22 protein-coding genes and 1 pseudogene are annotated in these 24,469 nt (G+C 56.6%); 8 read left to right on the forward strand and 15 right to left on the reverse strand.

Annotated elements, in window-relative coordinates; all coding sequences use genetic code 11:
• From CFY91_RS02535 to CFY91_RS02545, 3 genes are all read right to left on the reverse strand, one after another.
• Complete coding sequence (locus tag CFY91_RS02535; RefSeq protein ID WP_093984767.1) at positions 1 to 1,098, reverse strand: methyl-accepting chemotaxis protein; 1,098 nt, start codon at positions 1,096 to 1,098, stop codon at positions 1 to 3.
• Between the two features lie 77 nt (positions 1,099 to 1,175).
• Positions 1,176 to 2,006, reverse strand: a complete 831-nt coding sequence (locus CFY91_RS02540) for a TIGR03915 family putative DNA repair protein (RefSeq protein ID WP_093984768.1) — start codon at positions 2,004 to 2,006, stop codon at positions 1,176 to 1,178.
• A complete protein-coding gene (locus CFY91_RS02545; RefSeq protein WP_093984821.1) occupies positions 2,006 to 3,217 on the reverse strand; it encodes a putative DNA modification/repair radical SAM protein in 1,212 nt (403 codons plus the stop codon). The genes CFY91_RS02540 and CFY91_RS02545 overlap by 1 nt, the downstream gene beginning before the upstream one ends.
• Positions 3,218 to 3,576: 359 nt before the next feature.
• Between CFY91_RS02545 and CFY91_RS16165 the strand changes: the two genes are divergently transcribed.
• On the forward strand, positions 3,577 to 3,753 hold the full coding sequence (locus CFY91_RS16165; RefSeq protein ID WP_229727187.1) for a hypothetical protein: 177 nt from the start codon (positions 3,577 to 3,579) through the stop codon (positions 3,751 to 3,753).
• Positions 3,754 to 3,861: 108 nt separating this feature from the next.
• Positions 3,862 to 4,713 carry a GGDEF domain-containing protein gene (locus CFY91_RS02550; protein WP_229727186.1) on the forward strand — a complete coding sequence of 284 codons (852 nt, stop codon included), beginning with the start codon at positions 3,862 to 3,864 and terminating at the stop codon, positions 4,711 to 4,713.
• A 76-nt stretch (positions 4,714 to 4,789) separates the two neighbouring features.
• Here CFY91_RS02550 and CFY91_RS02555 read toward each other — a convergent pair whose 3' ends face one another.
• The 7 genes from CFY91_RS02555 to CFY91_RS02585 form a co-directional block, all read right to left on the reverse strand.
• Positions 4,790 to 4,993 carry a hypothetical protein gene (locus CFY91_RS02555; RefSeq protein WP_093984769.1) on the reverse strand — a complete coding sequence of 68 codons (204 nt, stop codon included), beginning with the start codon at positions 4,991 to 4,993 and terminating at the stop codon, positions 4,790 to 4,792.
• 147 nt (positions 4,994 to 5,140) lie between these two features.
• On the reverse strand, positions 5,141 to 5,398 hold the full coding sequence (locus tag CFY91_RS02560) for a hypothetical protein (RefSeq protein WP_093984770.1): 258 nt from the start codon (positions 5,396 to 5,398) through the stop codon (positions 5,141 to 5,143).
• A gap of 656 nt (positions 5,399 to 6,054) precedes the next feature.
• Positions 6,055 to 7,851, reverse strand: a complete 1,797-nt coding sequence (locus tag CFY91_RS02565; protein ID WP_093984771.1) for a DUF2326 domain-containing protein — start codon at positions 7,849 to 7,851, stop codon at positions 6,055 to 6,057.
• Positions 7,838 to 8,086, reverse strand: coding sequence for an ABC-three component system middle component 8 (locus CFY91_RS02570; RefSeq protein ID WP_093984772.1), 249 nt, complete (start codon positions 8,084 to 8,086; stop codon positions 7,838 to 7,840). The genes CFY91_RS02565 and CFY91_RS02570 overlap by 14 nt, the downstream gene beginning before the upstream one ends.
• Positions 8,070 to 9,035 carry an ABC-three component system protein gene (locus CFY91_RS02575; RefSeq protein ID WP_093984773.1) on the reverse strand — a complete coding sequence of 322 codons (966 nt, stop codon included), beginning with the start codon at positions 9,033 to 9,035 and terminating at the stop codon, positions 8,070 to 8,072. Before CFY91_RS02575 ends, CFY91_RS02570 begins: the two co-directional genes overlap by 17 nt.
• A gap of 27 nt (positions 9,036 to 9,062) precedes the next feature.
• The gene (locus tag CFY91_RS02580) at positions 9,063 to 9,374 is read right to left on the reverse strand and encodes a helix-turn-helix domain-containing protein (protein WP_093984774.1); all 312 of its coding nucleotides are present in this window, start codon (positions 9,372 to 9,374) and stop codon (positions 9,063 to 9,065) included.
• A gap of 183 nt (positions 9,375 to 9,557) precedes the next feature.
• Positions 9,558 to 10,328: a nuclease-related domain-containing protein gene (locus CFY91_RS02585; protein WP_093984775.1), complete on the reverse strand. Its 771-nt coding sequence runs from the start codon at positions 10,326 to 10,328 to the stop codon at positions 9,558 to 9,560.
• Positions 10,329 to 10,555: 227 nt separating this feature from the next.
• Between CFY91_RS02585 and CFY91_RS16170 the strand changes: the two are divergent.
• Positions 10,556 to 10,648 (forward strand): annotated as a pseudogene (locus CFY91_RS16170) (transcriptional regulator); the annotation flags it as partial.
• Positions 10,649 to 10,841: 193 nt separating this feature from the next.
• Here CFY91_RS16170 and CFY91_RS02595 read toward each other — a convergent pair.
• The 4 genes from CFY91_RS02595 to CFY91_RS02610 form a co-directional block, all read right to left on the reverse strand.
• On the reverse strand, positions 10,842 to 11,057 hold the full coding sequence (locus CFY91_RS02595) for a helix-turn-helix domain-containing protein (RefSeq protein WP_093984776.1): 216 nt from the start codon (positions 11,055 to 11,057) through the stop codon (positions 10,842 to 10,844).
• A 261-nt stretch (positions 11,058 to 11,318) separates the two neighbouring features.
• Positions 11,319 to 12,437 carry a Fic family protein gene (locus CFY91_RS02600; protein WP_093984777.1) on the reverse strand — a complete coding sequence of 373 codons (1,119 nt, stop codon included), beginning with the start codon at positions 12,435 to 12,437 and terminating at the stop codon, positions 11,319 to 11,321.
• An 80-nt stretch (positions 12,438 to 12,517) separates the two neighbouring features.
• The gene (locus CFY91_RS02605) at positions 12,518 to 15,958 is read right to left on the reverse strand and encodes a class I SAM-dependent DNA methyltransferase (RefSeq protein ID WP_093984778.1); all 3,441 of its coding nucleotides are present in this window, start codon (positions 15,956 to 15,958) and stop codon (positions 12,518 to 12,520) included.
• A gap of 113 nt (positions 15,959 to 16,071) precedes the next feature.
• The gene (locus CFY91_RS02610; protein ID WP_165765292.1) at positions 16,072 to 16,947 is read right to left on the reverse strand and encodes a competence protein CoiA family protein; all 876 of its coding nucleotides are present in this window, start codon (positions 16,945 to 16,947) and stop codon (positions 16,072 to 16,074) included.
• Positions 16,948 to 17,048: 101 nt separating this feature from the next.
• Between CFY91_RS02610 and CFY91_RS02615 the strand changes: the two genes are divergently transcribed.
• Together CFY91_RS02615 and CFY91_RS02620 are read left to right on the forward strand one after the other, a co-directional pair.
• Complete coding sequence (locus tag CFY91_RS02615; protein WP_133063658.1) at positions 17,049 to 18,071, forward strand: hypothetical protein; 1,023 nt, start codon at positions 17,049 to 17,051, stop codon at positions 18,069 to 18,071.
• A 1,342-nt stretch (positions 18,072 to 19,413) separates the two neighbouring features.
• Positions 19,414 to 19,887: a hypothetical protein gene (locus tag CFY91_RS02620; RefSeq protein WP_093984781.1), complete on the forward strand. Its 474-nt coding sequence runs from the start codon at positions 19,414 to 19,416 to the stop codon at positions 19,885 to 19,887.
• An 807-nt stretch (positions 19,888 to 20,694) separates the two neighbouring features.
• On the opposite strand, the gene CFY91_RS02625 is transcribed toward CFY91_RS02620, so the two are convergent.
• Positions 20,695 to 21,669 (reverse strand): hypothetical protein, encoded by a 975-nt coding sequence (locus CFY91_RS02625; protein WP_093984782.1) that lies wholly within the window; start codon positions 21,667 to 21,669, stop codon positions 20,695 to 20,697.
• 106 nt (positions 21,670 to 21,775) lie between these two features.
• On the opposite strand from CFY91_RS02625, the gene CFY91_RS16360 reads away from it, so the two are divergent.
• The 3 genes from CFY91_RS16360 to istB all read left to right on the forward strand — a co-directional run bounded on the left by CFY91_RS16360 (position 21,776) and on the right by istB (position 24,465).
• Positions 21,776 to 21,949, forward strand: coding sequence for a helix-turn-helix domain-containing protein (locus CFY91_RS16360; RefSeq protein ID WP_423812480.1), 174 nt, complete (start codon positions 21,776 to 21,778; stop codon positions 21,947 to 21,949).
• A gap of 225 nt (positions 21,950 to 22,174) precedes the next feature.
• On the forward strand, positions 22,175 to 23,734 hold the full coding sequence (istA, locus tag CFY91_RS02635) for an IS21 family transposase (protein WP_093984784.1): 1,560 nt from the start codon (positions 22,175 to 22,177) through the stop codon (positions 23,732 to 23,734).
• Entirely contained in the window at positions 23,728 to 24,465 is a 738-nt protein-coding gene (gene istB / locus CFY91_RS02640; protein WP_093984785.1) for an IS21-like element helper ATPase IstB, read from the forward strand. Before istA ends, istB begins: the two co-directional genes overlap by 7 nt.
• Positions 24,466 to 24,469 lie beyond the last annotated feature (4 nt).

A 24,469-nucleotide genomic window follows, 5' to 3' on the forward strand; every position in this document is an offset into this window, starting at 1 on the left:
TTACCTCGTCAGATGTGCCAGGTGATGGGCGATGCTGCGCGCCTGGTCGGCCGCTTGCAGATTGTCGGCATTACCGCGCCGCACGCGGTCGGCCAGTTCGGCGATTTCTGCCACGGCCTTGCCCTGTTGCTCGGTGCTCACGGCGACCTGCTCGACCTGCCCGGTCAGCTGGCCGGTCCACTCCTGCACGGTATCCAGTTGGTTGCGCACGCTGGCCGAGCGCGCCGCACTGCGTTCGGCTTGTTCGCTGAGCGCGGCCATCTGCTGGCTGGCGTTAGCAATGTGCTGCTGTATCTGCTCGATATTGCGGCTGATCTCATTGGCTGACTCCTGGCTGTGCTGGGCCAGGCGGCGCACCTCGTCGGCGACCACCGCAAAGCCACGCCCACTTTCCCCGGCACGGGCGGCCTCGATGGCGGCGTTGAGCGCGAGCAGGTTGGTTTGCGTGGCGATGCCGCGAATGGTCCCGGACATCTCGCTGATGGTCTGCGAGTAGGCGTTCAACTGCTGGAACAGGTTGTTGGTAGCCACCGCCTGCTCGTCCATGCAGGTGACCTGCTGCACCAGATTGGTGAGCTGTTCGATGCTGTGCTGCAGTTCGGCGCTGGCTTGCTCGCTGGTTTGCCGCGCCGTTGCGGCCAGTCCCGCGACCTCAACGATGCTCACATTCAGCTGCTCGACCGCTGCGGCGGCGACGGTGGCCGCCACGCTTTGTGCTTGTGCATTGTGTGTCACCTGGGCGGCGCTGTGCTCCAGCTCCTGCGAGGAGTGCGAGATTTCATCCAGGCGTTGCTGCAACAGTTGTTGTTCGCGCTGCTCTAACAGCCGCTCGTGCTGCCAATGCTGGCGCAGCGGCTCCAGCAGGTCGCCGCTGCCGGCAGGGGTTGGCTCGCGCAGGGTGTGCAAGGCGTGGAACAGGCGTTGCAGGCACGCCAGGCTCAGGTAGGCAGACAGCAGGCTGAGCCACGCCGCGCCGTAACCTGGCCACAGCCATAAGCCAAGCAGGCTGAACGCACCCAGGCTGGTAAGCGCCAGCAGAGTGCGCTGCGGGCCGAGCACGCGCAGCAGCAGAAAGGCTGGATAGGTGATCCCGTTCATCTGGCAGAACTCCCTGGATAGCGCGAGGCACACCAGGTTTACGCAAGAGTGATGCCAGCTGGCCAGTACGCGCTCAGTCAGTCCTTGCTGTCAGGCGGGGCAATGCGCTTGCCAGGACGTCGCAGCAGCACCGGCGCCTGGCTATGGTGCTGTGCGCCATGGCGTGCTTGATTGATCAGCTGTGGAATCAGCGTGCTCTCCGGCAGATGCCGCCAGAGGCGGCTGGGCAGGTGTTGTTTGAGCGCGCGCGGATTAACGCGCGCCGGATTGAAGGTGCTGCTGTAGTAGGCCTGCCACAGCGCTTGCCCCTCGCTGTCAGGCTGCGTGGCCCAGACCTGCCATTGGCGCGGGCAGTGGCGATGATGGTGCAGGCGCTGGCCATCCCAGTGCACGCCGTCTGCAGGCGTGGCAATCAGCCAGCGTTGCTGGCCCAGGCGCTCGCTGAAGTGCCTGCTGGCCCAGGCGAGAATGTCATGGCGAGGCTCGAACCAGGCCAACAGGTCCACCTCGCTAACGGCGGGTGCCGGCTGAAAGCGCACAAAGGCGTGCAGGTGGTGTGCCTCGCGGCGTACGGCCTTGATGCGTCGCTGAAGTTCGCTGCCGTCAGGGTCGCCAGCCAGAGCCGCACTGCGCTGGCCATGCACAACACGCCATAGCACGCGATACAGCAGGCTCCAGCGTGCCTCGCCACGGTAGCGTGCGGCGCACTCCAGCTGTTGTAGAAGTTGTGCCGGTACGCGCAAGTGGCCGGTGCTGGCCGGCAGGGCGGCCTGACCATGATCGAACAGGCCAGGGCAGCTGTCGGCGTCCTGCCAGTGCAACTGATGCGGCGCCAGGCCCTGCAGCAAGGCCTGGCGTGCAACCTCACGCCAACCGGCGAAGGTGCCATCGACATACAGCGTACGCATTACCAGAGTGCCAATTGTGCCGGGCTGTCGCGCAGTTGCTGACGCAGGCTGGCGGACTCCTGCTCGGCCTGGCTGGGGCGATAGTCGGCGGTAATGATGAAGGGGCGCGCCTTGTCCAGCACGCAGCGCAGGTGCAGCAGGTCGGCCAGACGAATACGTCGCTCGCGGCGCAAGGCTACCAGGCGTCTGGCGCTGAGCATGCCGATGCCTGGCACGCGGGCTATCTGTTGCTGCTCGGCACGATTCAGGTCGAGCGGAAATTGCTCGCGGTGCGCCAGCGCCCAGGCCAACTTGGGATCGATATCCAAGGCCAGATTGCCCGGCCCGCCGAGCAGCTCGCGGGCCTGGAAACCGTACCCGCGCATCAGGAAATCGGCCTGGTAAAGGCGGTGTTCGCGTAGCAGTGGCGGCGCGGCAAAGGGCACGGTCTTCGGGCTGTGCGGTATCGGGCTGAACGCCGAGTAGTAGACACGTCGCAAGCGATAGCTGCGATACAGGGTCTGGGCGTTGTGCAGGATGGTGCTGTCGTCGGTCGCGTCGGCACCGATGATCATCTGTGTGCTCTGTCCAGCCGGAGCAAAACGCGGCGCGCGGCGTTCCTGTTGAGCCTGTTGCTCACCGTGATGAATCTGCTGCATGGCCTGGCGAATACTCACCACACGCTTTTCCGGTGCCAGTTGCACCAGGCTGCGCTCGGTCGGCAGTTCGATATTCACGCTGAGCCGATCCGCATAACGCCCGGCTTCGGCAATCAGTTCGGGGGCGGCATCGGGAATGGTCTTCAAGTGGATATAGCCACGGAACAGATGTTCCTCGCGCAACAGGCGTGCCACGCGAACCAATTGCTCCATGGTGTAGTCGACGGAACGGATGATGCCTGAGCTGAGAAACAAGCCACTGATGTAGTTGCGCTTGTAGAAGTCCAGGGTCAGCTGCACCACCTCTGCCGGGCTGAAACGCGTGCGCGGCACATCACTCGAACGACGATTGATGCAGTACTGGCAGTCGTACAGGCAGAAATTGGTCAGGAGGATTTTCAGCAAGGCAATGCAGCGCCCGTCCGGGGTAAAGCTGTGACAGATCCCCGCACCATTGGTCGAACCCAGCCCAGCCTTACCCTTGGAGCTGCGCGTGGGCGCGCCACTGCTGGCGCAGGAAACGTCGTACTTGGCTGCATCGGCGAGTATGGTGAGTTTATCCAACAACTGCATGGCGATCACAATCAATCGAATACTGTTTATTTGTACAGTATATGTAGAGCCTGCTGCCTGGCAAGCAGGTAGGCCCTCCCAGTCCCGCAGTGGGCTGGCTAACTAGGCTCACGCTGAAAAAAAGCCACGCAGCGCGGCTTGCAAGATGGTGGGTACACACTCTCCAGAAAGATCAGGCACCTGCAGAAATATCATTGCTACGGCTATTTCTAGTGCTTGGGTGGGGAACGAGACCGCGTGCGTTTTCAGGTTTCACTTTCTGCGTCGGGCCGAGGGGGGCTAATATCTGGCGCCAGTCTATTATTTCGCTCACGGGGGGGTGACTAAAGCCTGCCCTTAATTCAGACCTTAGGTGGCTCATGCCTCTCTCGCCTGAGTCTCCCGCCAGCGACTCGGTTGCCCTGCAGGTGCGCACCGACCGGCTGCAACTGCTGTTTCGTCAGTCTTTCCTCGCCACATTTGGCAGTGTGGGGGGAGCAACGGTGCTGTCCTGGTTGCAGCACGATCTGGGCAACCACGCCGTTATCGCCCCCTGACTCATTGCCCTGTGTCTGGCCGGCATGGTTCGACTCAGTCTGTTTTGGGCTTACCACCGCAGCGCCCCACATAACCGCACGCCTGCCCGCTGGGAAGGCGTGTATTGGGTGACGCTGGTAGTCACGTCCGCAATCTGGGGCATCGGTGCTTTTCTGCTGATGTCCCGCGACAGTTTGCTGTCACAGGTCATGACCCTCTTTTTTGCGATCGGCATGGCCGGCAGCGCCATTTCGGCCTATTCGGCTTATCGCTCCATGACCCTCGCCGCCGTGGCGCTGGTGCTGCTACCCACAACGCTGTGGCTGTTCACCGAACCGGGCACCGAACAACGGCTGCTGGCCGTGACCACTCTGGCCTTTTCCATCTTCGTCATGCGTGCCACCCGCGAACTGTCCGATGCACTGGGCTCTCTGCTGCGGCTGCGCCGCGAACTGGAGATCCAGCACCGCATCGCCAGCAATGCCGCGCGCACTGACGAGCTGACCGGGCTGAACAATCTGCGCGCTTTCAAGGAGCAGGCCGATGCGATGTTCTCTTACACCCGCCGCCACGGCTTGCCGCTCTGTGCGCTCATGCTCGACATCGACCACTTCAAACAGATCAACGACACCCACGGTCACGCTACGGGGGACCGGGTGCTGCACGCGGTGGCGAAACGACTGAAAGCAACCTTGCGTGAAGCCGACCTCTGCGGTCGACTGGGCGGCGAGGAGTTTGCAGTGCTGCTTGCCGGCACGGAATGGCATGAAGCACTGGCGATCGCTGAAAAGCTGCGCCTAGCCGTGCAGGCCATTGTGCTGCCGATCAACGACAGCAGGCTGAATGTGACCATCAGCATCGGGGTTGCCGAAGCGGGCGCGGCCTGCTCTGACGCCACGACCCTGGTGAGTCAAGCCGATGCGGCTATGTACCACGCAAAGTCCAATGGCCGTAATCAGGTGCACGGCGGCCTCGCCTGAACCCTGCAGATCCAGTTCTTGAGTTTGCGGTTGTATCCACCGCATAGCTCGTTGCGCCAGGATTTAAGCCGGTGATCTACTCGTTCGCGGCCTCAGCAGGCTGTGTGGCCGCATCCGGCTTCTCGTCGCTATCGCGCAGATGTTCGTAGCCGGGGACCTCATCAAGGCGAGCGATAGACACATGCTTGGGAGGCTCACATACGTGGCCAGCCTTGATCATCTCGGCTTCGATTGCCTCGGTGATGAACAAAGGTTCTTCAATCAGTGGGGTGTCGTGCATGCCTGTTCCTTTGGCAGCTGCTCAGTCGTGGTGCTGCGCTTGCATGAATTTTCATGACTAAAGCAGGCCTGTTCAGCGCTGCAGCAGCGCAGACATGGATGGTCAGGCCACGATTATTTTCCGTATAGCGTGGTCTGTACCCTGCTGCTACTGCCTGTTGCTAAGGGCTTTTGCTTTAGGGCCGTATTGTTCATTCACCCGCTTGATCGTAGCCATATCGTCAACGCTCAGCTGTCGCCGCAGCTGCACCCATGCAGTTCGCTCGTTACGCCAGGTGGCGATCTGCTCCTGGTCGGGGGCTTCTCCCATCTTTTCTGCGTACAGGCGCGCGGAACAGTGGCTGATGAGTATGCCCAGAGCATGCTCTGCCAAGTCGTATTCAGCCCATTTTTCTGCTTCGGTCATGGCGTACTTCCTTGTGTGTATCACGGGTCGATGTTCGAGCTGCTTATTGAGCCAATCCATATGCTTGAGGCAATGCTCGCTTGAACGGGTCTGGACAATCGAGTGCTGAAGGCGCCTGCGCTCAAGGAAGATTCTGCTGGGTTCGAACTGTATCGTGGTGCGGCGAAGAGGTCTGGACAAGGTTCGTGCGCTTCTCCAGTGACTGCCCATTCTGTGCTGGCCGGGTTTTACTGGCAGAGGGCAGGTCGGCATCGGCTGATGCCTCTTGTTGGGCGATGCAGTGAAAGCCCCTATGCACAGGTGTTCAGCGTTGGCCGGGCGAGGCTTTCAGGGCGTTACATTGGGCCGCTTCTGCGGTTGCGGGGCGGCCAGTCAGCCTGGCGCTTGCAGGCTTTGAAGGTGGTGGGCCCACACGGACTCGAACCGTGGACCAAAGGATTATGAGTTGCCTAGAAACGCTGCAAACCCAGTGAAATCGTGCGTAGCTTAGCGCAGGTACAGTTAGCTGAAAGTATCGTCGTAGAGCGGGTTAAGCGTAATTTGGCGAAATCGGTAAAAGCTGGGCACTGTACCGCTAGCGTACCGTTTCTTGTACCGAGTAACGGTCAGGTTTGGTCGCGCCACACTGTTAGCTGACAGGAGAGAGTGACCTTCAATTACCACCCTTTCATCTTGAACAGCCGGCCATGGTCGCCCTCATCATGTAGCGTCACGATGATTTCATCGGCTGCAAAGACGGCAGCATCATCCTCTGACCGTGCAGGCAAGTCCGAGTCAATCAGTGTGATCGCCGGTTGCAGGCCCAATTCTGCATATCGCCTAACCACTGTCAGGAGATTTTCCTTTTTGCGGTCATCCAAGGACTCCAGTACCCCGTCGTGATACACGAAGCGCGGAAACTTCTCGCTCAGATGCGCTCGCAGCACCGCCATATCGAATGCAACACACAACAGCTTACGATAGGTGTGTCCTAGGTCGGCACTGGTGGCATTACCCGATCCATCGAGGATTTCCGCCTTGAACTCCAGATGCCCGAGCTGATTGGGGGCTACACTCAAAAGCGCTTTACGATCAATGACTTCCTCAACGATCTCGCTGAAGAAAACCCGGATCGTGGAGAACAAGCTTTGCTGGTCTGAGTTCTGCTTTTCCACATCGGCCTCGATTTGTGCCTGCAAATGGCCGCATTCTTCCGTCAAGGATCGAATCTCTGTGCGCAATTCCTGCAGGCGATGCAAATGGCCTCGCTGATGCTCCAATAAGGTGATGTCGGCGCGCAGCGTCACCATTTCATCCGAGAGTTGTTTGTACTTGCTGAAGACATCCGTTCCGCTTAAGAAAGAGAGCATTTCCGAACGTTTTTTGCCCAAAGCATTCAGTTCTGCATTCACCCGTTTCAGCTCGCCCTCGATCTCGGCGAACTCCTCCTGAAGGTAGCCGCGGCGCTCCTCGGTGATTGCCCGGTTGAAGGCAATTAACTGCTGGTAATCCTTCTTGATCTGCCCTTGGAACAGCACGCCTGCTTCACTGAACAGGCGCTGCGCTTCATCAGGACTGAACAGGATTTGATCTTCTTGCAGAGATGCCTGTACTTTCTTCTTGTTCTGGCTCAATGAATACCGTTCGGCGTTGAGTGCGGCAATGCGTTCGTCAACTTCGTCAACCACCTGTTTTGTGCGGTCCTTGTCTTGGGCACGAAAGTCGAAAGCGTCTAGCAACGCCTGCTTCTTCTCCGCATCTTTCTGCTTTAGCAAAAGAATGCCTTCAATCTTACTGATGTCCTCGACCGAGCCGCCCAACTCTTTTTTGATGGTCTGCGCCGTTTCCTGTCTCTTGGACAGTTCCTGCTCTTTCGCATAGTGATCGGCAATGAGCTTTGCATCAAAGCCCAGCAGGTGGGCAAGGAATGGCTTCCAATCAGCATGTTTGGAGGCGAATTTTCGAAGTTGGAAAACTTCGCGGAAATCCTCCTGAGACCGTAACAGATAGCCAAGCACCTTACGGTACGACCATGGCTTAAGCGCGCGCCAGTCAAGCAGGCCGTCAAGCAGTTCACGTGCACGTTCAAAAGGAACGTCTTGGTGATCCCATTCCGCCAGCGATAACGCCGACAAGTCTTGATGGCTGGCTTCATGCCGCTTGAAAGCGATTTTCGTCGCTTCTTCTACGCTGCGCCGTATCGTGACAAAAGAGCCATCTTCCAGTTCAATTTCTAGGAAGAAGACAAACTCCTTGAATAAGTCAAAGTGCTTGAAAAGGAAAAATTTCGGGTCTTTCCCTGACAAAAATACGAAGTCGAGGAGGCGGCCGAGTGTGGTTTTTCCAAGATTATGGGTATCTTTTTTTAGATTCTCGGGCAGTCGAATTTCAGCGATTACTACATTCAATCCAAGAGCAAAGTCCACAGGTTCGAACATGTCCGGCTTATTGGAATAGAGTTTAGATAGCTTCATTTGGCCCCACGTATTCCACCGCGTCTGTCTTAGGACGATATTCAACAAGACCCATCAGGTAAAGAAAATTGAGCGCGGGCAGGAAAAGAATATCTCCACCAGAAACGCTCTTTTTCGCGAACTTCCGCAGTACATCGTATTCATCTATGCGGCGATCCTTCAGTCGCGACAGAAGCAGCAACGACACATTGATAACTGTGCGGTCAGGATGTGAGTGCTTAGTTGGTCGCAGCATCTTCCAGCTCCCCAATGTCGCAGTTCCAATACATATAGAAAAGAACGGCTCGTGTCAGCCGTTTGTGGGCATGCTGTCGAAGCACCGGATCACGGTTGAATAGCAGGTCAACTAGATACTCCATGACTTCATCGAAGGTTTGATAGTCTTTGCGCTTGGCTATGATCTTGAGTTGAAATTCGTCGACCACGGATTCATACATGCGCAGCAACTCGATATTTTCCGGTGCTGCCAAGAAAGTGCGAATTTGGGCGGTCTCCTTCAGATACTTACGTCGCTGGGCCTTCGCATACTCCTCAGTCATATTGTTTAGAGCGTTCTTTTGCTCATAGGTCACGCGCACGGTGGGTGGATCGTCGAGCAATGTGGCTAATCCATCCTTTTGACGAGCAAGCGCTTCAACTACCTCTGCAAGATCATCTGGACTGACTATCAGCGGAGAGTCTACCGCGTCCAATTTGGCTTCTTGGGCTACCTCTGGGAATCGCTTCAGCCAAAGCTCCAGTTGCTCCAGGCCACACAGATAGATCGATGAGGTAGGAACGCCACATTGGGCTGCTATATGGTCACGGATTTCTGTTTCGGAGTTGCCGGTGAGCCGACGATTCGCAAACAGCATGTAATGATCAAGTTGCTTGGCCTCGCGCAGTTTCTTGATGCGAGGAACCTCTTTGCCGATCACCGTGTTTTTACTGGACGTGCTGTAGAAGTCCAGTTCCGAAAAGCTTCGGTTATACCCGTTGGTGTGCTTGGCCTGGACGATGACTGTACCCACCCAGGGAGCTGCTTTGCTGGGGTGCAGTTCCGCTGTACCGATGAATTTCGCATCACGCCCGCCATCTGGCCCTTTCGCGAACCCCTGAACGGCTATGCCAAGCAAGCGTTGACACAAGAGTACGATCAGCACCTCAAACTGGTCGTCGCCCAAATCCTCATAGGCAAACTTCATCTTCCATCCCCGATCTGGTGTGTTATGTCACACGGCTACTGTGATGTTTGCGGTATGAGCGCTGCTGGCAGGCTGAATCACAATCTCAATGTTTTGATCCAGCGACACAAGCGCCTGCATTAGTCGTTCTAATGAGATGTTTTTAAGCTTGTAGTGACGTACCTGAGATACTTTGGGCTGCGTCATGCCTGTGATCGTTGCTGCTTCTGTCTGGCTCAGGCCGCGCTGCTCGATCAACGTATTCAGTTTGACCGCTAAAGCCGTCTTTGCCGAAAGCTCCTGGGTACTTTCAAAGCTGAGTACGTTGCTGGTGTGCTGGAGATTGTTGTAACGATTCATCAAGCTCCCCTATGTAACCGTGTCCGGCTGGTTACTACCGTCAAGTGGTGCAGTACCAAGCATCATGTCTGGATATGGCAAGGGCAGGCTCTGCTCTTTTTATGCGATTATACCTGTTCGGGTATGGGTGGCGAGTCTGGAGTGATGCACTCCATCCCCCGCTCTACCGCTTCTCCCAGAATTTCAAAGGCTCTGTATCGTTCGACACCTTGGAAAAGCGGAACATCCCCAAAACTGCTGCCCCGCTTTCGCCCCTGATTTCACTGTGCGTATCAGCAGCGCACTGCCGCATTTCGGGCACTGCCGCTCGGCTGTCGGATCACTGCGGCGCTTGAGGTTTTGCACATGCTCGCGGTGGGTGGCGAGCGTCGGCGCGCGGCGGCCGGTTTGCAGGGCGTGCAGCATGGCGTCGACTTCAGCCTCGCTGAAGACCGGCTGCTGGAATGACTGGATATAGCGGATAAAGCCGATGCCCTGGGTCACGTTGGCCGGCACCTCGGTTTTGAAGGTGCTGCCGCCAACGAAGGTGATGACCGAGTGCAGGTGCTCGGGATTAACGCCAAGGGTGGCTTCCAGGGCTTTGAGGTGCTTGTAGTTTTGCCGCAGCGGATTCTGGAATTTGAAGGTGCGTTTGTAGAGCTTCTGCGTCCACTGAGCTTGCTTCTCGCTGCCGAAGATCCAGCCGCTCATGTTCTTCGTTTCCAGCACGAAGATGCCGTAAGGCGAGAGGAATACGTGGTCGATCTGCGTGGTGCCGTCGGGCGTGTTCAGCGTGACATTGTGCAGGCGGCGGTAGGTCTGCTTGTCCAGCTGCCAATGGGCGAACAGCCGCACCAGGATCTCGCCAATATGACCCTTTGCCCATGGGGACTTGAGCAGGCCGATCAGCAGTGCGGCTGGGATAAACCAGGCCAGCATGCCCCAGACCGGAGCGATGATGGGGGAGAAGTCCATTTCCTGTCCTTGGTAATCCTGAGTTAACCGGATAGTACCGAAAGTCAGCGTAAATGGACGAACGTATTCGAAGGCGACAATCGGCTCATTGCGTGAGCCGAATATTCCGGCTATTCGGCTCACTCGGCTCTAAGCACCTGCTCAGGCTTTAGCTTCAGCCGCCGTGTTAATTTTCGCTGAGGTCATGTTTACGTTACATTCACTTAATCTTGTAACGTAAACATGACATGGACTACTCCCTTATCACGCATCGTCTCGGCCAACAGCTTCGGCAGCGTCGCCTCAATCGTGGGCTGACTCAGGCTGCTCTCGCTTCTCTACGCTGGACGAAATCCATGGGGTATTTGACTGATGGTAGAAATGTTTCTGTCTGGTGTTCGCTAAGTAGTCCGGCTGCGACGTGTTCATCTAGGTACATGGCAGCCTTGGGCCACCTGATTGAACTGCATCCGCTGCGCCTCGACTACCTGGCTGATCGAGGCCACTGTCTGTATGTCCTTTGACCGGCATGATCTAGGCTTCGGGAGAATCAAGGTCGGCATAGTCGCTGTCGCTGCAGGCTTCGTTTCTCGTCTGATTCATTGCCTTGGCTCGCTCCGCCACTTCCCGTGCGCGCGCGATATAGCCGGCATCGCCGGTTCCTTCCGCGTCGGCCAGAAACACCTCTATATCCTCATCATCGGTCAGGTATTTGGCAGGGTCATAGGGTGTCAGCAGCTCGCTGCTCATGGGGATATTCCTCGTTAGTCTAGAATTTCGCGTCGCGAAAATGAGGATGTGACTTGCTGGTCATGCTTTTTCGCGTGGCGAAAATCCGCAGTGGGTGTTGACCTTTACCTGATTTGGATCTCACCCAGACAGGAAGCAGTAAGTCCACTGTCCATGGTCAGAGGACGGCAACCCGTGCGGCTAGTCACGCCAGTATGTCACGGGTAAGGAATTTGATTTTTTACTCACAACCGTAAGAACGTGGGTAAATAACTGGGAAATTTACCCACGTACCGCAGGCGGCAGATTGTTCACGTTGCTCAACAGTGCATACAACTCGTCGTTGAGGTAGAAATTCTCTTTGCCTACCTTGTGCTTGGTAAGCAGTCCGGCCGCGACGAGTTCATCCAGGTATTTAGCTGCGGTTTTGCGGGTTACCTGCAATTCACGCATGACGAAGTCGATTTTCGTATAGGGGTGGCCGAACAGATTGTTGAGCAGATCCTGGCTATAGATCTTGGGTAGTTCGCTGCGCATCTTGTGCTTGTAACGCTGCATCAGTGCTTTGATGGCTTGGATCAGCGTGATGGTCTGATAGGACGTCTGCTCGACAGCCTCCAGCATAAACAGTAGCCAGCTCTCCCAGGCGTTATCGGTACGAACGACCTGCAGTAGGTGGTAATAATCCGCCTTGTTCTGGTTGATATAACGGGAAAGATAAAGCACTGGCAGGCCAAGCAGCCCCTGCTTCACCAGGTAGAGGATGTTGATGATACGGCCGGTACGGCCGTTGCCGTCGTAGAAAGGGTGGATGCTCTCAAACTGGTGGTGAATGACGGCCATCTTCGTCAGGTCGTCCCAATCGCAAAGCCCATCGGTATTGATGAACTCTTCCAGGTTATCCATCAGGGCCAGTATTTCGTCGGGATGCTGGGGTGGCATGTAGACGATCTCGCCTGTTTGCTCGTTCTTCAGGGCCGTGCCCGGCAGCTTGCGAAAGCCGGCATCGTTTTCCTCAATGCGAGCCTGGATATCCAGAATATCGCGCGTGGTGAGCAATTCAGTGCGACGTACCTGCTCGAAGCCATTGCGAAGTGCGACCGCATAGTTGTGCACCTCCTTGGCTGCGAGGCTGACGAACTGACGGTTGAAACTATCGCTCTGGTAGAGGTCATCATGTGTCGTGATGATGTTCTCGATAGCCGAGCTGTCTTTTGCCTCTTGCAGTGAGAGCGTGTTGATCAGGATGCTTTGGTTGGGAATGCTGCCGGCTACCCCTTTGAGCTCTGCCAATGCTTTGTGCGCGGAGGTCAAACGCTTGAGAACTGCGCGAGTCTCAATATCGCCGAGCTCGGGTAGCTTTGGCAGCCCGGCAATCAACAGTGGGTGTTCAGGCAGCATATTGTCTTACCCTTATCTAAGTCAGCTCGCGGATCGTATGCTCAAGGCTCTGATTCATATTGGCGTGTTGCGTATCTAAATCAGCTTGCCAAGCGATAGCTGTTGTCTGTCTGCTGCACCATGCCCAGTTCTTCTAGGGCATCCAGTACAGCCTGAACGGCGACCTTGGGTGAGCGTTTGAACTGGGCGGCGAGGGCGTCGGCGGGTAGTGGGCTTTGGCTGAGTGCGTGGCGCACGGCAGCAACCTGTTCGCGCATTTGCTTGGGCCAGGTGAGCTTGCCGGTGGCGGCTGCGGCGGCAGGGGTGGATTCGAAATCCGTTGTGTCGTCCAGCTCGGCTTCGCGTTGCTCCGGCGCGACGGCGGCGCTCGGGTTCTGGTACTCGGGGCGCAGCCAGCGCACCAGGCCGCGAGCTTCCTCGGCAGCGCGCTCGGCGTTGAGGGCTACCAGGCGGCGCAGCAGTTCTTCCTCGGCTTCGGCCTGGGCTTCGGATTTGTCCGGCAGTGGCGTGGTGGCGCCGGGTTTGCCGACCAGTTGCTCGGCCAGATCATCCCAGCCGTAGGCGGTGAATACGGCGCGGTCCAGTTCGTCGTGCAGCTCGCGCAGCAGGGAGACCAGGCCTTGTTCGTGGATGGTCTTGTCTTTGGCGGTCAGCGGCTCGCTGGCACGCAGCTTTTCCAGCACGTTGTACATGCCGGTCAGGGTTAGCTCGGGATGCTGGGCCTGTTGGCGTTTACGGTGGGCGTCGAGGCGTTCGGCCAACTCGCGGATCTGTGCCTGTTGCTCTGGCGTGGCGTCCGGGAAGGGGAAGGTTTCAAAGCAGCGGGTTTTGTTGTATCGCGCGTCGTTACCAACACCCAGGCGGCCACCAGCAGCCAGTGCCCAAGTTACATGAATCCGGGAGGTGAGGATGCCGAAGCCTGAGTAATCATTAACTGCAAAAATTACTGTAGTGCTGTCGCAAATTGTTGAGGCGTCCACTGACGTGAAAACTCGGTGTTTAGCAGTTAGAGACGTAGCGGCTGCTAAGCTAGCTGCCGCGAGTGCTGGCCTAAAGTCTGCTCTTGTGCGTGCGAAAAGCCACCAAAACTCTCGGCTTGAATGATCTTTATTTTGATCTCTTTCAGGCTTGACGCGTTCAAGTATCCATTGATAAATCGCCGGGTGCATGGTGCGAACATCATCTACTGATAAACCAAATAGATCGATTGCATAAAGTCCACGTGGCGACTGGGTAATGTCTCTACCTGTCAGTAGTGGGTGGATAATAGTGCTTTCCATGCTGCCTACGAGATGCATCATCTGCTCTGCAGAGATAATAAAACCTTGACCAGTCAGTTGATAGCCAACACAAGCAATGCCACGATTAGCTTTGAGTTCTTGAGCCTTTGCTGGGTCAACGCCGATTGTCAGGTTTGGTGTGACGTAGCCTGTTTCGATGGCAAGTTGAACAGCAATCTCATCATTACCTTGGGTTTGTTCGTGTATTACTCGGGCGACTTTGCCCTCTTCTGTTGCAGTGCCGACCGTTGTGAGAGTAACGCGAACAGCAGCACCATCAGCGCTATCTACCCACGGGTGATCAGGCACTACAAAGCGAATACCTACTCCAGGGTTCCTTTCAAAAGAAGCATCAACGACTTTACGAGAAAATGTTTGGCGTAGACTGTTCGTGGTAATTAAGCCGAATTGTTTGGCGCTCCCTGCTCCGATGGCATCGGCTGCTTTAGCCCACCAATACATAACAAAGTCCGCGTGCTCCGGAATATCGGAGTAGGTGGAGCGCAAGGCGCTGAGGTAGCCATCGCCAAGCGCGAGTCTGATTCGTCTGGCACCTATATAAGGTGGATTTCCAACGATATATTCCGCCTGCGGCCACTCGGCCTTGTGTGGGTTGCGGTAGATGTACTGCTCGACCTGCGCCGATTCATCCGGCACTTGTTCGCCGGTAATCGGGCTGGTCTTGGTGGTAATGCCATCCCAGCGGGTAATGGGCTTGCCGGCTTCGTCACGCAGCAGTTCCACGGCGTCGTAGGCAATCAGCGCATCGCGGTGTTCGATATTGTGGAAGTCACGCAGCACCGGCTCGGGCGGGTTGACCTTGCCGTGGGTGCGGAAGTGCCATTGCAGGTAGCCGATCCACAGCACCATTTCGGCGATGCGGGCGGCACGCGGGTTGATTTCCAGGCCGAGGAACTGGTGCGGGTCAACGGTGACGCCTTCGAGTTCCAGCAGCCCCTGGGATTCGCCCAAGTCGTGCAGCAGGTTGAGCACTTCGCCTTCCAGGCGCTTCATGTGCTCCAGGGTGACGTACAGGAAGTTGCCGCTGCCGCAGGCCGGGTCGAGTACGCGCACGTCGCACAGGTGGCGGTGGAAGGCGCGGATCTCGGCGACGGCTTCCTTGTGCTTGCCCTGGCCTTCATAGGTGAGCGCGGCAACCTGCACTTCCTTCCACTCGGCGCGCAACGGCTCGATGACGGTGGGCAGTACCAGGCGCTCGACATAGGCGCGGGGCGTGTAGTGGGCGCCGAGCTTGTGGCGCTCGCGGGGGTTCAGTGCGCGTTCCAGCAGGGTGCCGAAGATGGCCGGTTCGACATAGCGCCAGTCGGCCTCGGAGGCCTTGAGCAGCAGCTCCATTTGGTCGCGGTCGAGGGCGATGGCCTGGGCTTCGGCGAACAGGCCGCCGTTGAACTTGAGCAGGGTGCTTTCCAGGATCGGCGAGAAGCCGCCGCTGTTCATGGTTTGCCAGAGGTGCTCGAGCATCGGCGCGAAGGTGTCCGGCTTGTTCTTCAGGCGTTGCAGTAGCTCGGTAAAACCACGCTCGGGGAGCAGGCCCACGTCCTCGGCGAACATGGTGAACAGCGCGCGCATGAGGAAGCTGGCGACCAGTTGCGGCGGATGGCCATCGGCCTCCAGCGACTTGGCCAGTTTGGCCAGCTGATCGGCGATTTCGCGGGTGACGCGGGCCGAGCGGCGGGACGGGTCGAGTGAGAGCGGATCAAGCCAGACGGCGCGCAAGCGTTCGCGAACGTCTTCCTTACGCAGGTCTTCCAGGCGGATGCGATGGTTGAGGGCATCCGGGTAGGGCGTGTAGGTGGCACCGGAGCGGCTGAACTCGGCATACAGCTCGATGTTGCGGCCTACGTCCACGACCAAGATGAACGGCGGGCGACCTTCTTCGGCGGGCAGGGCCCGGGCGTACTGGTCGGCCTGGTTGTGGGCCTTGAGCATGGCCTTGTCCCAGCCGGAGCTGTCCAGGGTCTTACCGGTTTGTTTGGCCTCCAGCACGAAGCTGCTGCGCTTGTAGAGGTCGATGAAGCCGTTGTTGCTGCTGCCATCCGGCTGGTTGATGACTACGCGGCGCTCGAATACGTAGGCGTTGTCGCGGGTGTCGTCGCCGGCTGGTTCTGGCAGAGGAAGTTCGAGCAGACTGCAGAGTTCGGTGAGGAATAACTGGTAGTTGGCGCGTTCGCTACCGCCCGCGTTTTTCCAACGGGCGAGGAAGGTATCCAAGTGATCCATCACACTACTGCTCCGACTGCGGCAAAGGTTTCGATTCTAACGGACTCGACAGCTTTCAGTGCAAGGCATCACAAACTAGGCCTAGCTAAGCGAAGTTTGTGATGCTTGTGGACTCAGCTTTGATCCAGTGCTTGCAGCCTCGCAAGAATATCCTCGCGGTTGTGCGGGTAGTAAATCCAGTTCCTGTACTTGGTGTTGTATTCGCCGCCCAATTCATTTCGCCAGGATTTGAGCAGTTCAGTGATCTGCGGGTTGTACGACCAGGAACGCACGGCGATTGAGCCGGTAGGCAGTATCCGGGCGGATAACCACATACCCATGATCGTGTAGCGGTGCTCGATGAATTTGATCTCAGGTTCAGCCACAGGGAACTGGCTCGGAATGGGCTGCCAATCTATTGCCGGTAGCAATGGCATTGGTGGCGGTTCCGGATAGATCCACGATTTGTTATGTGTCTGCATCAGGATTAGGGCTTCGACCTCTTCTGAGGGAATAGGCTGATTGCTGAACAGCAGCTCGCGCAGGTCGATTTCGACGGTATGAGTGCCAACGGTTTTGATCCGCTCCAGCTTTTCCTCGTTAATGAACGAGGTGACTGCGATTTCGATGAGTAGCTGGCTGCCGTCTCTCAGGTGGGCGACTAGGTCAGGTTGGAATCCTGGTTGTGGTACCTCTTCATCTACCCGTTCGAAATCCCACCAGCTGGTCTGGTCTTCGTGCTCCGGGCAAGTGCCAGGCATTGGGGGCAACAGCAGACCGAGCTTGTTGCGGATGACCTCTTTGGCGTACAGGTGCAGCAGGGTTTCTGGCTGGATATTGCAGCTCTCCTTCTGTGAAGCGTGAGCGAAGTGGTGCTCTCGTATAAGTCCTTTTCTGGCGATGACAGGCTCTCCGCAGCTTATGCAGAAACAGTTGCAAGCCAGGCCGCGAATGGCGTTTTCAATGGTGATCAGTTGGCCGTTTGAATCGAGTGCAATGAACATGCTCATGGGGTAAGCCTCTGGTGTGAAGACGGCTTCAAGAGTCATGCTCTAGGCGGGGGCAAACATCCCCCCAACCTCCTGTAAAGGGGTTATGTGTAGGTATGGATATGGCTGCAGCCCTCGGAAATAGGGCTTTTGGAGTTTGTGTGCAGGAAGTAATGCGATGCTTGCAGGATGAGTTGATAGAGGTCCCGGCCGACAGCAAGGCATACCGGATTCTGCGATTTATGGTGCTGGCCAAGCTTGCCGACCTAGACAAAGGCAGGCATGAGCCGCAGCAGTTTTCTCGAAGCTCCCTGCTGCTTAACGTTGAGGGCGAGCTCAAAGGGCGGACGTTGAACGCGACTACCTGGTTGCCTGCAGGTCTGCTTGAGCAATTTCTGGATGCTCGTTTTGCTTCGCTTTGCGAGCGGCTGCGTCGGGCAGGGCTAGATCAGATGCCGGTAGTGCGCGCCAATGACGGTAAAGGAGGGAAGGGGAATGAGCGCGCTTTCTGGCTGGATGTGGCACCTCTTCCTGATGCTCTCGCTCCACAAGAGCCGCAGCGTTCATGGGCGCACATTGAATATTCCCGAACTGATGCCGGCAGCGTTCGGCCTAGTTGGTTGTTGCGCCTGATTTTCCGTAATGGCGAACTGAAGAACCGTAGCTGGAGAGGTTTGTCACTGCTAGTTGGTATTGTGATCGGGCTTGTGCTGCTGGGGCTCTGGCTGCTTGCTGGTGTATGGACTGTGGCCACGCTTGATCAGACATTGACGTTGCGACAGCTTGGTAACGTTGCCCTTCTGGGGCTGTTTGCCTGGTTCATCTGGGCAAATTTCTATGCCCCCTGGTGGCGACTGGTCGATGATCGTGTCATCAAGGCACCCTCGGCATTGCTCTCGATCCTTGAGGATTCTGCGGAGCTAGAAATGCACCGCGATAGCGAGGGGCAGCAGTGGACGAGATTTGTCCGGTTTAGTGCGGATTGCCCAATCTGCAGCGGGAGAGTTCTCTTGATGCCTGGCAAGCCAGACCAAGTGCTACCCATTGTCGGGCGTTGCATCGAGAGCCCCTACTCACACGTTTACAGTTTCGACCGGGTTAGGCTTTCAGGCGCTTATCTGGGCTGTGACGTCCTTAAGGGGTAGTTGGGTGGTTTTTGTCATTCACATATTCAGCGTCGACCAATGATCTTGGCGCTGAGCCAGGGGCAGAGTGACAGTCCGAATTCTTGCCCACTCTGCCTGGGATCAAGCCTGTTATTTGATCACGCCAAGGCTGGCCAAGTTATTTTCGCGCGCGCGAAAAAGCGGACCTCACTGCCGCCATGCTCTTTCGATCAATCGTCATTTCCGTGTCAGTTCATGCTGCGCGCGGGCCGTGTTTGTATGACATTTGATAGCACGAAACCTATCCTGCACTAGTGCATTACGAATGCTCTGCGCACCAACGATGAAATTTTCGCGCGCGCGAAAAAGTTGGCTCCACTGCCGCCATGCCCTTTCGATCAATTGTCATTTTCGTGTCAGTTCATGCTGCGCGCGGGCGGTGTTTGCCGGACATTTGATAGCACGAAACCTATCCTGCACTAGTCAATGACATGGTTTATCCCCAGTCTCGTCCCGTGGTTGAAAGGTAGCGAAAAGGAAGCAGTTAAAAAGTGGTTAGGGAGTACTTGAGTTGCTTTCGTGAGCAAGGAGAAAGCAGTGGCGCGCGCCTTGTAAGCAGTAAGGACGCAGTAAGGAAGCAATTTGCAGCTTTGTTCCTTGATGGCGCACAGGCGTGTCTGACAAATGCCACGTCGAAACCTATCCTGCGCTAGTGCTGAAGCAAGTCTTGCCCCAATCGTTGGTTCTCGTGCGCGCGGAAATGGCCAGACCAAAAGCTGCAAATCCTCACGGTGGGATCACACTCGCTGCTGCCGTTCATTGGCCCGGGCTGAGTTAGAAAGCTCGTTGTGGCCACAATCGATAGCACGAAACCTATCCTGCACTAGTCAATGACATGGCTTATCCCCAGTCTCGTCCTGTGGTTGGAGTTCGTGAAAATGAAGCAGTTACTTGGGCTGCGCTTGAGGGCTTTGGGTGCGCAGGCAAAAGCAACTGGGCTGCTGTAAGTGAAGAATTTTACTGCAGTTGCTGAGGGGGCTACGGGGCATGGCATCAAGCGATGTGTGTATTCCAGTGGTGCTGACACCCAGTTCCAGCGATAGCGCCCGTCCATGCTGGAGATTCTGACCCACCCATTCCAGTGATTGTGAGCCTGCGCGCTGATGGTTCTGCCCTGCCGGCAAGAATGAAGGCGAGTGGTAGCGGTGCCCCCCACGCAATAGCACAGTGGGCTAACCTTCTGAAACACGGGGGCCAACTGGACTTGCACTGCAAGGGCTGCCATCTCCCAGGCTAGGCAGTCCGTTCGTCGGATCACTCTCAGCTTTAAAGCTATCCTGTCGATAGATGATATTACCCCCCTAGGATGAAGGATATATCCATGATCAATGTAAGTGGGATATTTGCTGGATTTAGTGCAAGCACAGCCATACAGCACTCTAATATTCAATCCGAGAAGCGCCCCGACCCTATCGAACTTAAAGAGGATGACCTGAGGTCATTAAAGGAAGAAATTGCAGGGTATGATCTTGAAAATATCAGTCAGCAGGAACTGGTCGCACTGGGCGGCACACTTTTTCACGAAGGCCTGATAAATGACACCGTCTACGCCGTCATGGGGCTTGGAAATGCCGAGTATGATCAGCGGGGAAATCAAATAAATGAGCATAAGAAATTCAATGCCCTTGAATACTTTGACAAGCAACTATCGCTATCTAGCGAGCCGGGGGCGGGCGGGGAGCTTGGCTCTGCAAGCGGGAAAGATGGGTATAAGCAGTTGAACCAGGTGCTAAGTGTTCTGAAGTTCTTTGCAACCTCTAATACTCCCGACCTGGCTCTAAAGACCAAGGCTTAATCAGTTCTTTCCGCAAGGCCTGCACTATGAAGTGCAGGCCTTTCCGTTTCTTGAGCTAAATTTCTATAGCGTCCTGTTTACTGTCAACTTCCATTGGAGCGGAGAGCCACAGCAGTAGTTGTAGATAACGAAGCGGTATGTTCCTGCTGGCACTGACACGGATATATTTGTGTAACCGGTCGCATAGTTCGTCCACGTCGACCCATTCAATTTCTGCAAATAGACGTTCGTCGAGCCGCCGTTATTTAGCTTGCTGACATTGAACGTTTGATATCCGCTGCAATTTACGGTTTAGGGGCCGTATGCAACCACAGAATAACCGTATGGTAGATCGGAGGTTGAGTATGTTGTTTGTGACGTGGTGTAGCAGCCGGCCAAGGTCACAGTTGACTCATAGTTGGGCTCAGGCGCTGCTGGGCTAACGACTGGCGGTGTGCCAGTTTTAAACCATGGGGATATGGCTGTTTTTCCTTCCTTCGTATAGATCAGCCCCTTTGCATTTGCGGCGGGAATGTCAGCATCCCTGATGGCGTCAGGCTCTTGGCCGGCATGAACTATCGACGCCAATAATAGGAATGCAGCTGCCACTGAACTTACTATCCATTGTTTCATCTGTAACTCCTTGATGTTTTCTCCGCGTGCCGGATGGCGCGCACCGTAAAAGTAGCAGGCACGCTTGAATGAGCAAGAACTACTCGTCACCGATTTTTGCATTTCCCAACAATCAAGTACCCACCTGGCCCTGGATCGCTACCAGCAGGCGCTAGCTCTGTGGATCACCATATGACGAAGTAGCTAACGACTCGCTCAATAACGTGTAGGACGCCCTGCGCCAGAGCGTTTTCCACCCCATTTCTTCCGCACTTCTTCTCGGCAGCGATGCCACCCCTCGGCCCGAATGAGCATCGGCCAGATCAGTAACGGATGCTCATGCAGGTGCTGATTGATCAGTCGATAGATTTGATTGGCCTTGGGCGGCAGGCCATCAGGGCAGTGCAATAGATCAACCAGCATGCTCACGGCATTCGTATCGTTAAACGCCTGCTGCCGCTCACCGAGCAACTGCCACAGCAGCGGGCGACGCTCAGCCAGCCAGGCTGCAATGCTCTGTTCAGGGAACAGCACCACGGGAGTGAAGAGCCCCTCATGGAACTGGGTCACTTCCTTGGTCAGGATGCGATTTACCGCTTTATCGAACCGCTCTTTCTGGCGAACACCTGACTTGTAGCGCGCCGCCGCAGCTTGCGTTCCGATCTCGTCCTGAAGTGGAACATTGGGAGAGTGGTGTGCGCAGAGTTTTCTTCCGGGCAATGGCTGCCGCCAACACAGCGTGCAAAAGCTGAACGGATCAAGCCGCTGACCATTTTCCAGGCGCAAATGACTCGGCATGGGGATCTTCAGTTGAGTGCACATGCTGAGGAAGTAGGTGACCTCAATAACAGTCGGGAACGTGTACTCCCTTGGCGGCCAGGTCGTGAAGTGATGAATAAGCTCCACGGCCTTCATTACTTCAAACAGATGGGGATTGTTGCTCTTGCCAACACAGGAACCCAGATCGGCATAAATTCCCCAGATACCATTCCAGGTCGCTATGCGCTGCCCATAAAGCACATGGCAATGCTCAAGCGGGATCAGAGGCTGTAGATATTGCCTGATCAGCCGTAGTGCGATTGCCGGCGTAACAGCTATATCCGCTGCGTGCAGCCTGATTGCCCAAAGGGCAACCGCCACATCCTCGTATACGAAAGAGTCGAGAAATTCATCGTCCAGATAGAGAGGCAAAATCAAGTGTCCAGTCTGGCTAGTAGTTTGGCATCCACCAACTGCCTAGCATGCGCTATCGGGATATTGCAGTGCAGAGGGGATGACGGTGGAGACGATGACACTCATGGAGGTGAGCCAGATTCTCAGAATTTCTGAGCATACGGCCCGCAACCGATTGAGCATGGGCTTGCCGATGCCGCCTTCGTTCCGCGTCGGTCGCCGCCGATTGTTCCTCAGGCAGGAGGTCGAACGGTGGCTGGCCGCGCAGGCTGGAGTATCCGGCAACCACGGTCACTAGGGCCCAGAAAAACTACAGGACATCACGCTATCGATTAGGTCATGCGAGCAAGAAAAACTGTGGACGCAAAAAAGGCCCGGAGCAGCAACTCCGAGCCTTTTTCTAGATGACATAAGCACCTTCAACGCTTGTGGATTCTCAGCGTCCTTCTATCGGCTGTCAAGGCCGAGGGGCAGGTACTGCCTGCCGTTCAGCGCTCCACCCACGGGGCACGAAGGAGTATTGATGAGAGTCAGGATTGAACCGCGCCTGCTGCGCGAAGCCGTGCGCCTGCACTATGGCACACGTCTATCGACACGCGAAATCGCTCATAGCACCGGGCTTTCGCGCAACAGCCTCAAGCGCTTGTGTCGGCACTTGGAAAGCGTTGTCCTCGATGTGGGGCAGTTGGCTGAATGGAGCGACGAACAGCTTTACGAGCATTTGGGTATCAAGCCATTCAACGGCTTTCGCTTGAAAGCCTGTCCCGACTGGAACTGGGTGCATGCGGAAATGCGCAACCCCTGCGTCACCCTGGAGCTGCTCTGGCGTGAATGGCGGGCCACCGAGCCAGACGGCATCGCCTATTCACAGTTCACGGCAAGCTATCGCAGCTTTGTGCAGCAGCAACCATTGGCAATGCGTCAGCTGCATCAGCCGGGCGACAAGCTGTTCTTGGACTTCTCCGGCAAGACCATGCCGATCTATCTGGACGGCCAATCAGAACCTCGTCTGGCGCAAATCTTTGTCGGCGTGCTGGGCTACTCCAGCTACACTTTCGCCTGTGCCGTGTGGAGTCAACGAATCGAGGACTGGATGCACTGCCATGTGCAGGCCTTCAATTTCTTCGCGGGTGTGCCCCGCCTGCTGGTTCCCGACAACCTCAAGGCCGCGGTGATCAAGCATGGCAAGGATGAAGTCCAGCTCAACCTGATCTACCAGCAACTGGCGCAGCATTACCAAGCCGTCATTCTGCCGGCGCGCCCGCGTAAACCCAAAGACAAAGGCAAAGTGGAGGCTGGGGTGAAGCTGGTTCAGCGCTGGCTGCTGGCAGCCCTGCGCCACCGTCGTTTCTTCAGCTTGGCAGAACTCAATCAGGCCATCCTAGAATTGCTGCCGGCATTCAATCAACGCCCCTTCAAACGCCAGCCTGGCAGTAGTCGGCACAGCCTGTTCGTCGAGGTGGAACAGCCCGCTCTCCAGCCGCTGCCGGTCCACGCTTACGAGCATGCCGATTGGCGCTTCAAGGTACGAGTACGCAGCGATTATCTGGTGGAGTACGACAATCACCATTATTCCGTGCCGAGCCGATTAGTGCAGCAGCAAGTGGACGTCCGCGCTACGGGCGAGGTCGTGGAAGTTTTTCACAATCATCTGCGCGTCAGCAGTCATGCCCGGCAGTATGTTTCCGGCATCAGCGTACAGCCGGAGCACAGGCCGCCGAACCACCAGTATTACGCCGACAGTGAGCCCGCCGCATTGCTCGCCTGGGGCGAGCGAGTCGGGCCTGCACTGCTGTGCCACCTGCACTATCACCTGACCGAACGCACCGATGTGGCCAACGGGCACAAGGCTGCCAGCGCCTTGCGTAAAGAAGCTCGCCTGCATGGTGATGCCCGGCTGGAGGAGGCCTGCGCCTATGCGCTGACCATCAAGACCTTCGCCCTGAAAAGCCTGCAATCCATCTTGCGCGAACAGCCCGACAAGCGCCCTGGGCTGAAAGCACTACCCAGTTCGACACCTGCTCACGAAAACCTGCGCGGTGCCCATTACTTTGCCGATGAAAAGGATCGCTCGACATGCTGAACCAACAGACCCAAAGCAAACTCCAGCAGCTGCAATTGTCCGGCATGGCCAAGGCCTACCGCGACCAGCTTGAGCAACCACGCATGCAGGAACTGCCCTTCGATGATCGCCTGGGCCTGATGGTGGATCGTGAACTCAACGAGCGCGAGAATCGCAAGCTGTCTCGGCTGCTGAAACAGGCGAAGCTGCGCTATGCCGCACACCTGGAGGATGTGGATTACCGCAGCAGTCGCGGCCTGGATAAGCAAGTAATCGCCGGCCTGGCAGGCTGCGCCTGGATCGGTCAGCAACAGAACCTGCTACTGACCGGTGCCACCGGCACAGGCAAGAGCTGGCTCGCCTGCGCATTCGGCAGTCAGGCCTGCCGACAGGGCTACTCGGTGATCTATAAAAGCGCCTCGAAGCTCTATGAAGAGCTGCAAATCGCCATTGGCGATGGCTCTCTGCCCAAGTACCGAACAGCCTTGAGCAGAGTCCATCTACTCATCCTCGATGACTTTGGGTTGGCCCCGGTAGAGCCCACAGTGGGGTATACCTTGCTGGATATAGTCGATCAGCGTATGCAGACCGGCTCGCTGATCATCACCAGTCAATTCCCTACAGAGCACTGGCATAGCATGTTCAGCGACGCCACGCTGGCTGAGGCCATTTTGGATCGCATCGTTCATCGCTCACACCGCATCGGACTCAAGGGCGAGTCCCTGCGCAAGCAGGCTGCCAAGGCGCAGTGACCAA

It is taken from the genome of Pseudomonas fluvialis (genome assembly GCF_002234375.1).
Lineage (GTDB): Bacteria > Pseudomonadota > Gammaproteobacteria > Pseudomonadales > Pseudomonadaceae > Aquipseudomonas > Aquipseudomonas fluvialis.

Coding starts and splice junctions, on each gene's coding strand:
- CFY91_RS02535 (WP_093984767.1), bottom strand. CDS start 1,098: ATGAACGGGATCACCTATCCAGCCTTTCTGCTGCTGCGCGTGCTCGGC.
- CFY91_RS02540 (WP_093984768.1), bottom strand. CDS start 2,006: ATGCGTACGCTGTATGTCGATGGCACCTTCGCCGGTTGGCGTGAGGTT.
- CFY91_RS02545 (WP_093984821.1), bottom strand. CDS start 3,217: ATGCAGTTGTTGGATAAACTCACCATACTCGCCGATGCAGCCAAGTAC.
- CFY91_RS16165 (WP_229727187.1), top strand. CDS start 3,577: ATGCCTCTCTCGCCTGAGTCTCCCGCCAGCGACTCGGTTGCCCTGCAG.
- CFY91_RS02555 (WP_093984769.1), bottom strand. CDS start 4,993: ATGCACGACACCCCACTGATTGAAGAACCTTTGTTCATCACCGAGGCA.
- CFY91_RS02560 (WP_093984770.1), bottom strand. CDS start 5,398: ATGACCGAAGCAGAAAAATGGGCTGAATACGACTTGGCAGAGCATGCT.
- CFY91_RS02565 (WP_093984771.1), bottom strand. CDS start 7,851: ATGAAGCTATCTAAACTCTATTCCAATAAGCCGGACATGTTCGAACCT.
- CFY91_RS02570 (WP_093984772.1), bottom strand. CDS start 8,086: ATGCTGCGACCAACTAAGCACTCACATCCTGACCGCACAGTTATCAAT.
- CFY91_RS02575 (WP_093984773.1), bottom strand. CDS start 9,035: ATGAAGTTTGCCTATGAGGATTTGGGCGACGACCAGTTTGAGGTGCTG.
- CFY91_RS02580 (WP_093984774.1), bottom strand. CDS start 9,374: ATGAATCGTTACAACAATCTCCAGCACACCAGCAACGTACTCAGCTTT.
- CFY91_RS02585 (WP_093984775.1), bottom strand. CDS start 10,328: ATGGACTTCTCCCCCATCATCGCTCCGGTCTGGGGCATGCTGGCCTGG.
- CFY91_RS02595 (WP_093984776.1), bottom strand. CDS start 11,057: ATGAGCAGCGAGCTGCTGACACCCTATGACCCTGCCAAATACCTGACC.
- CFY91_RS02600 (WP_093984777.1), bottom strand. CDS start 12,437: ATGCTGCCTGAACACCCACTGTTGATTGCCGGGCTGCCAAAGCTACCC.
- CFY91_RS02605 (WP_093984778.1), bottom strand. CDS start 15,958: ATGGATCACTTGGATACCTTCCTCGCCCGTTGGAAAAACGCGGGCGGT.
- CFY91_RS02610 (WP_165765292.1), bottom strand. CDS start 16,947: ATGAGCATGTTCATTGCACTCGATTCAAACGGCCAACTGATCACCATT.
- CFY91_RS02615 (WP_133063658.1), top strand. CDS start 17,049: ATGGCTGCAGCCCTCGGAAATAGGGCTTTTGGAGTTTGTGTGCAGGAA.
- CFY91_RS02620 (WP_093984781.1), top strand. CDS start 19,414: ATGATCAATGTAAGTGGGATATTTGCTGGATTTAGTGCAAGCACAGCC.
- CFY91_RS16360 (WP_423812480.1), top strand. CDS start 21,776: ATGGAGGTGAGCCAGATTCTCAGAATTTCTGAGCATACGGCCCGCAAC.
- istA (WP_093984784.1), top strand. CDS start 22,175: ATGAGAGTCAGGATTGAACCGCGCCTGCTGCGCGAAGCCGTGCGCCTG.
- istB (WP_093984785.1), top strand. CDS start 23,728: ATGCTGAACCAACAGACCCAAAGCAAACTCCAGCAGCTGCAATTGTCC.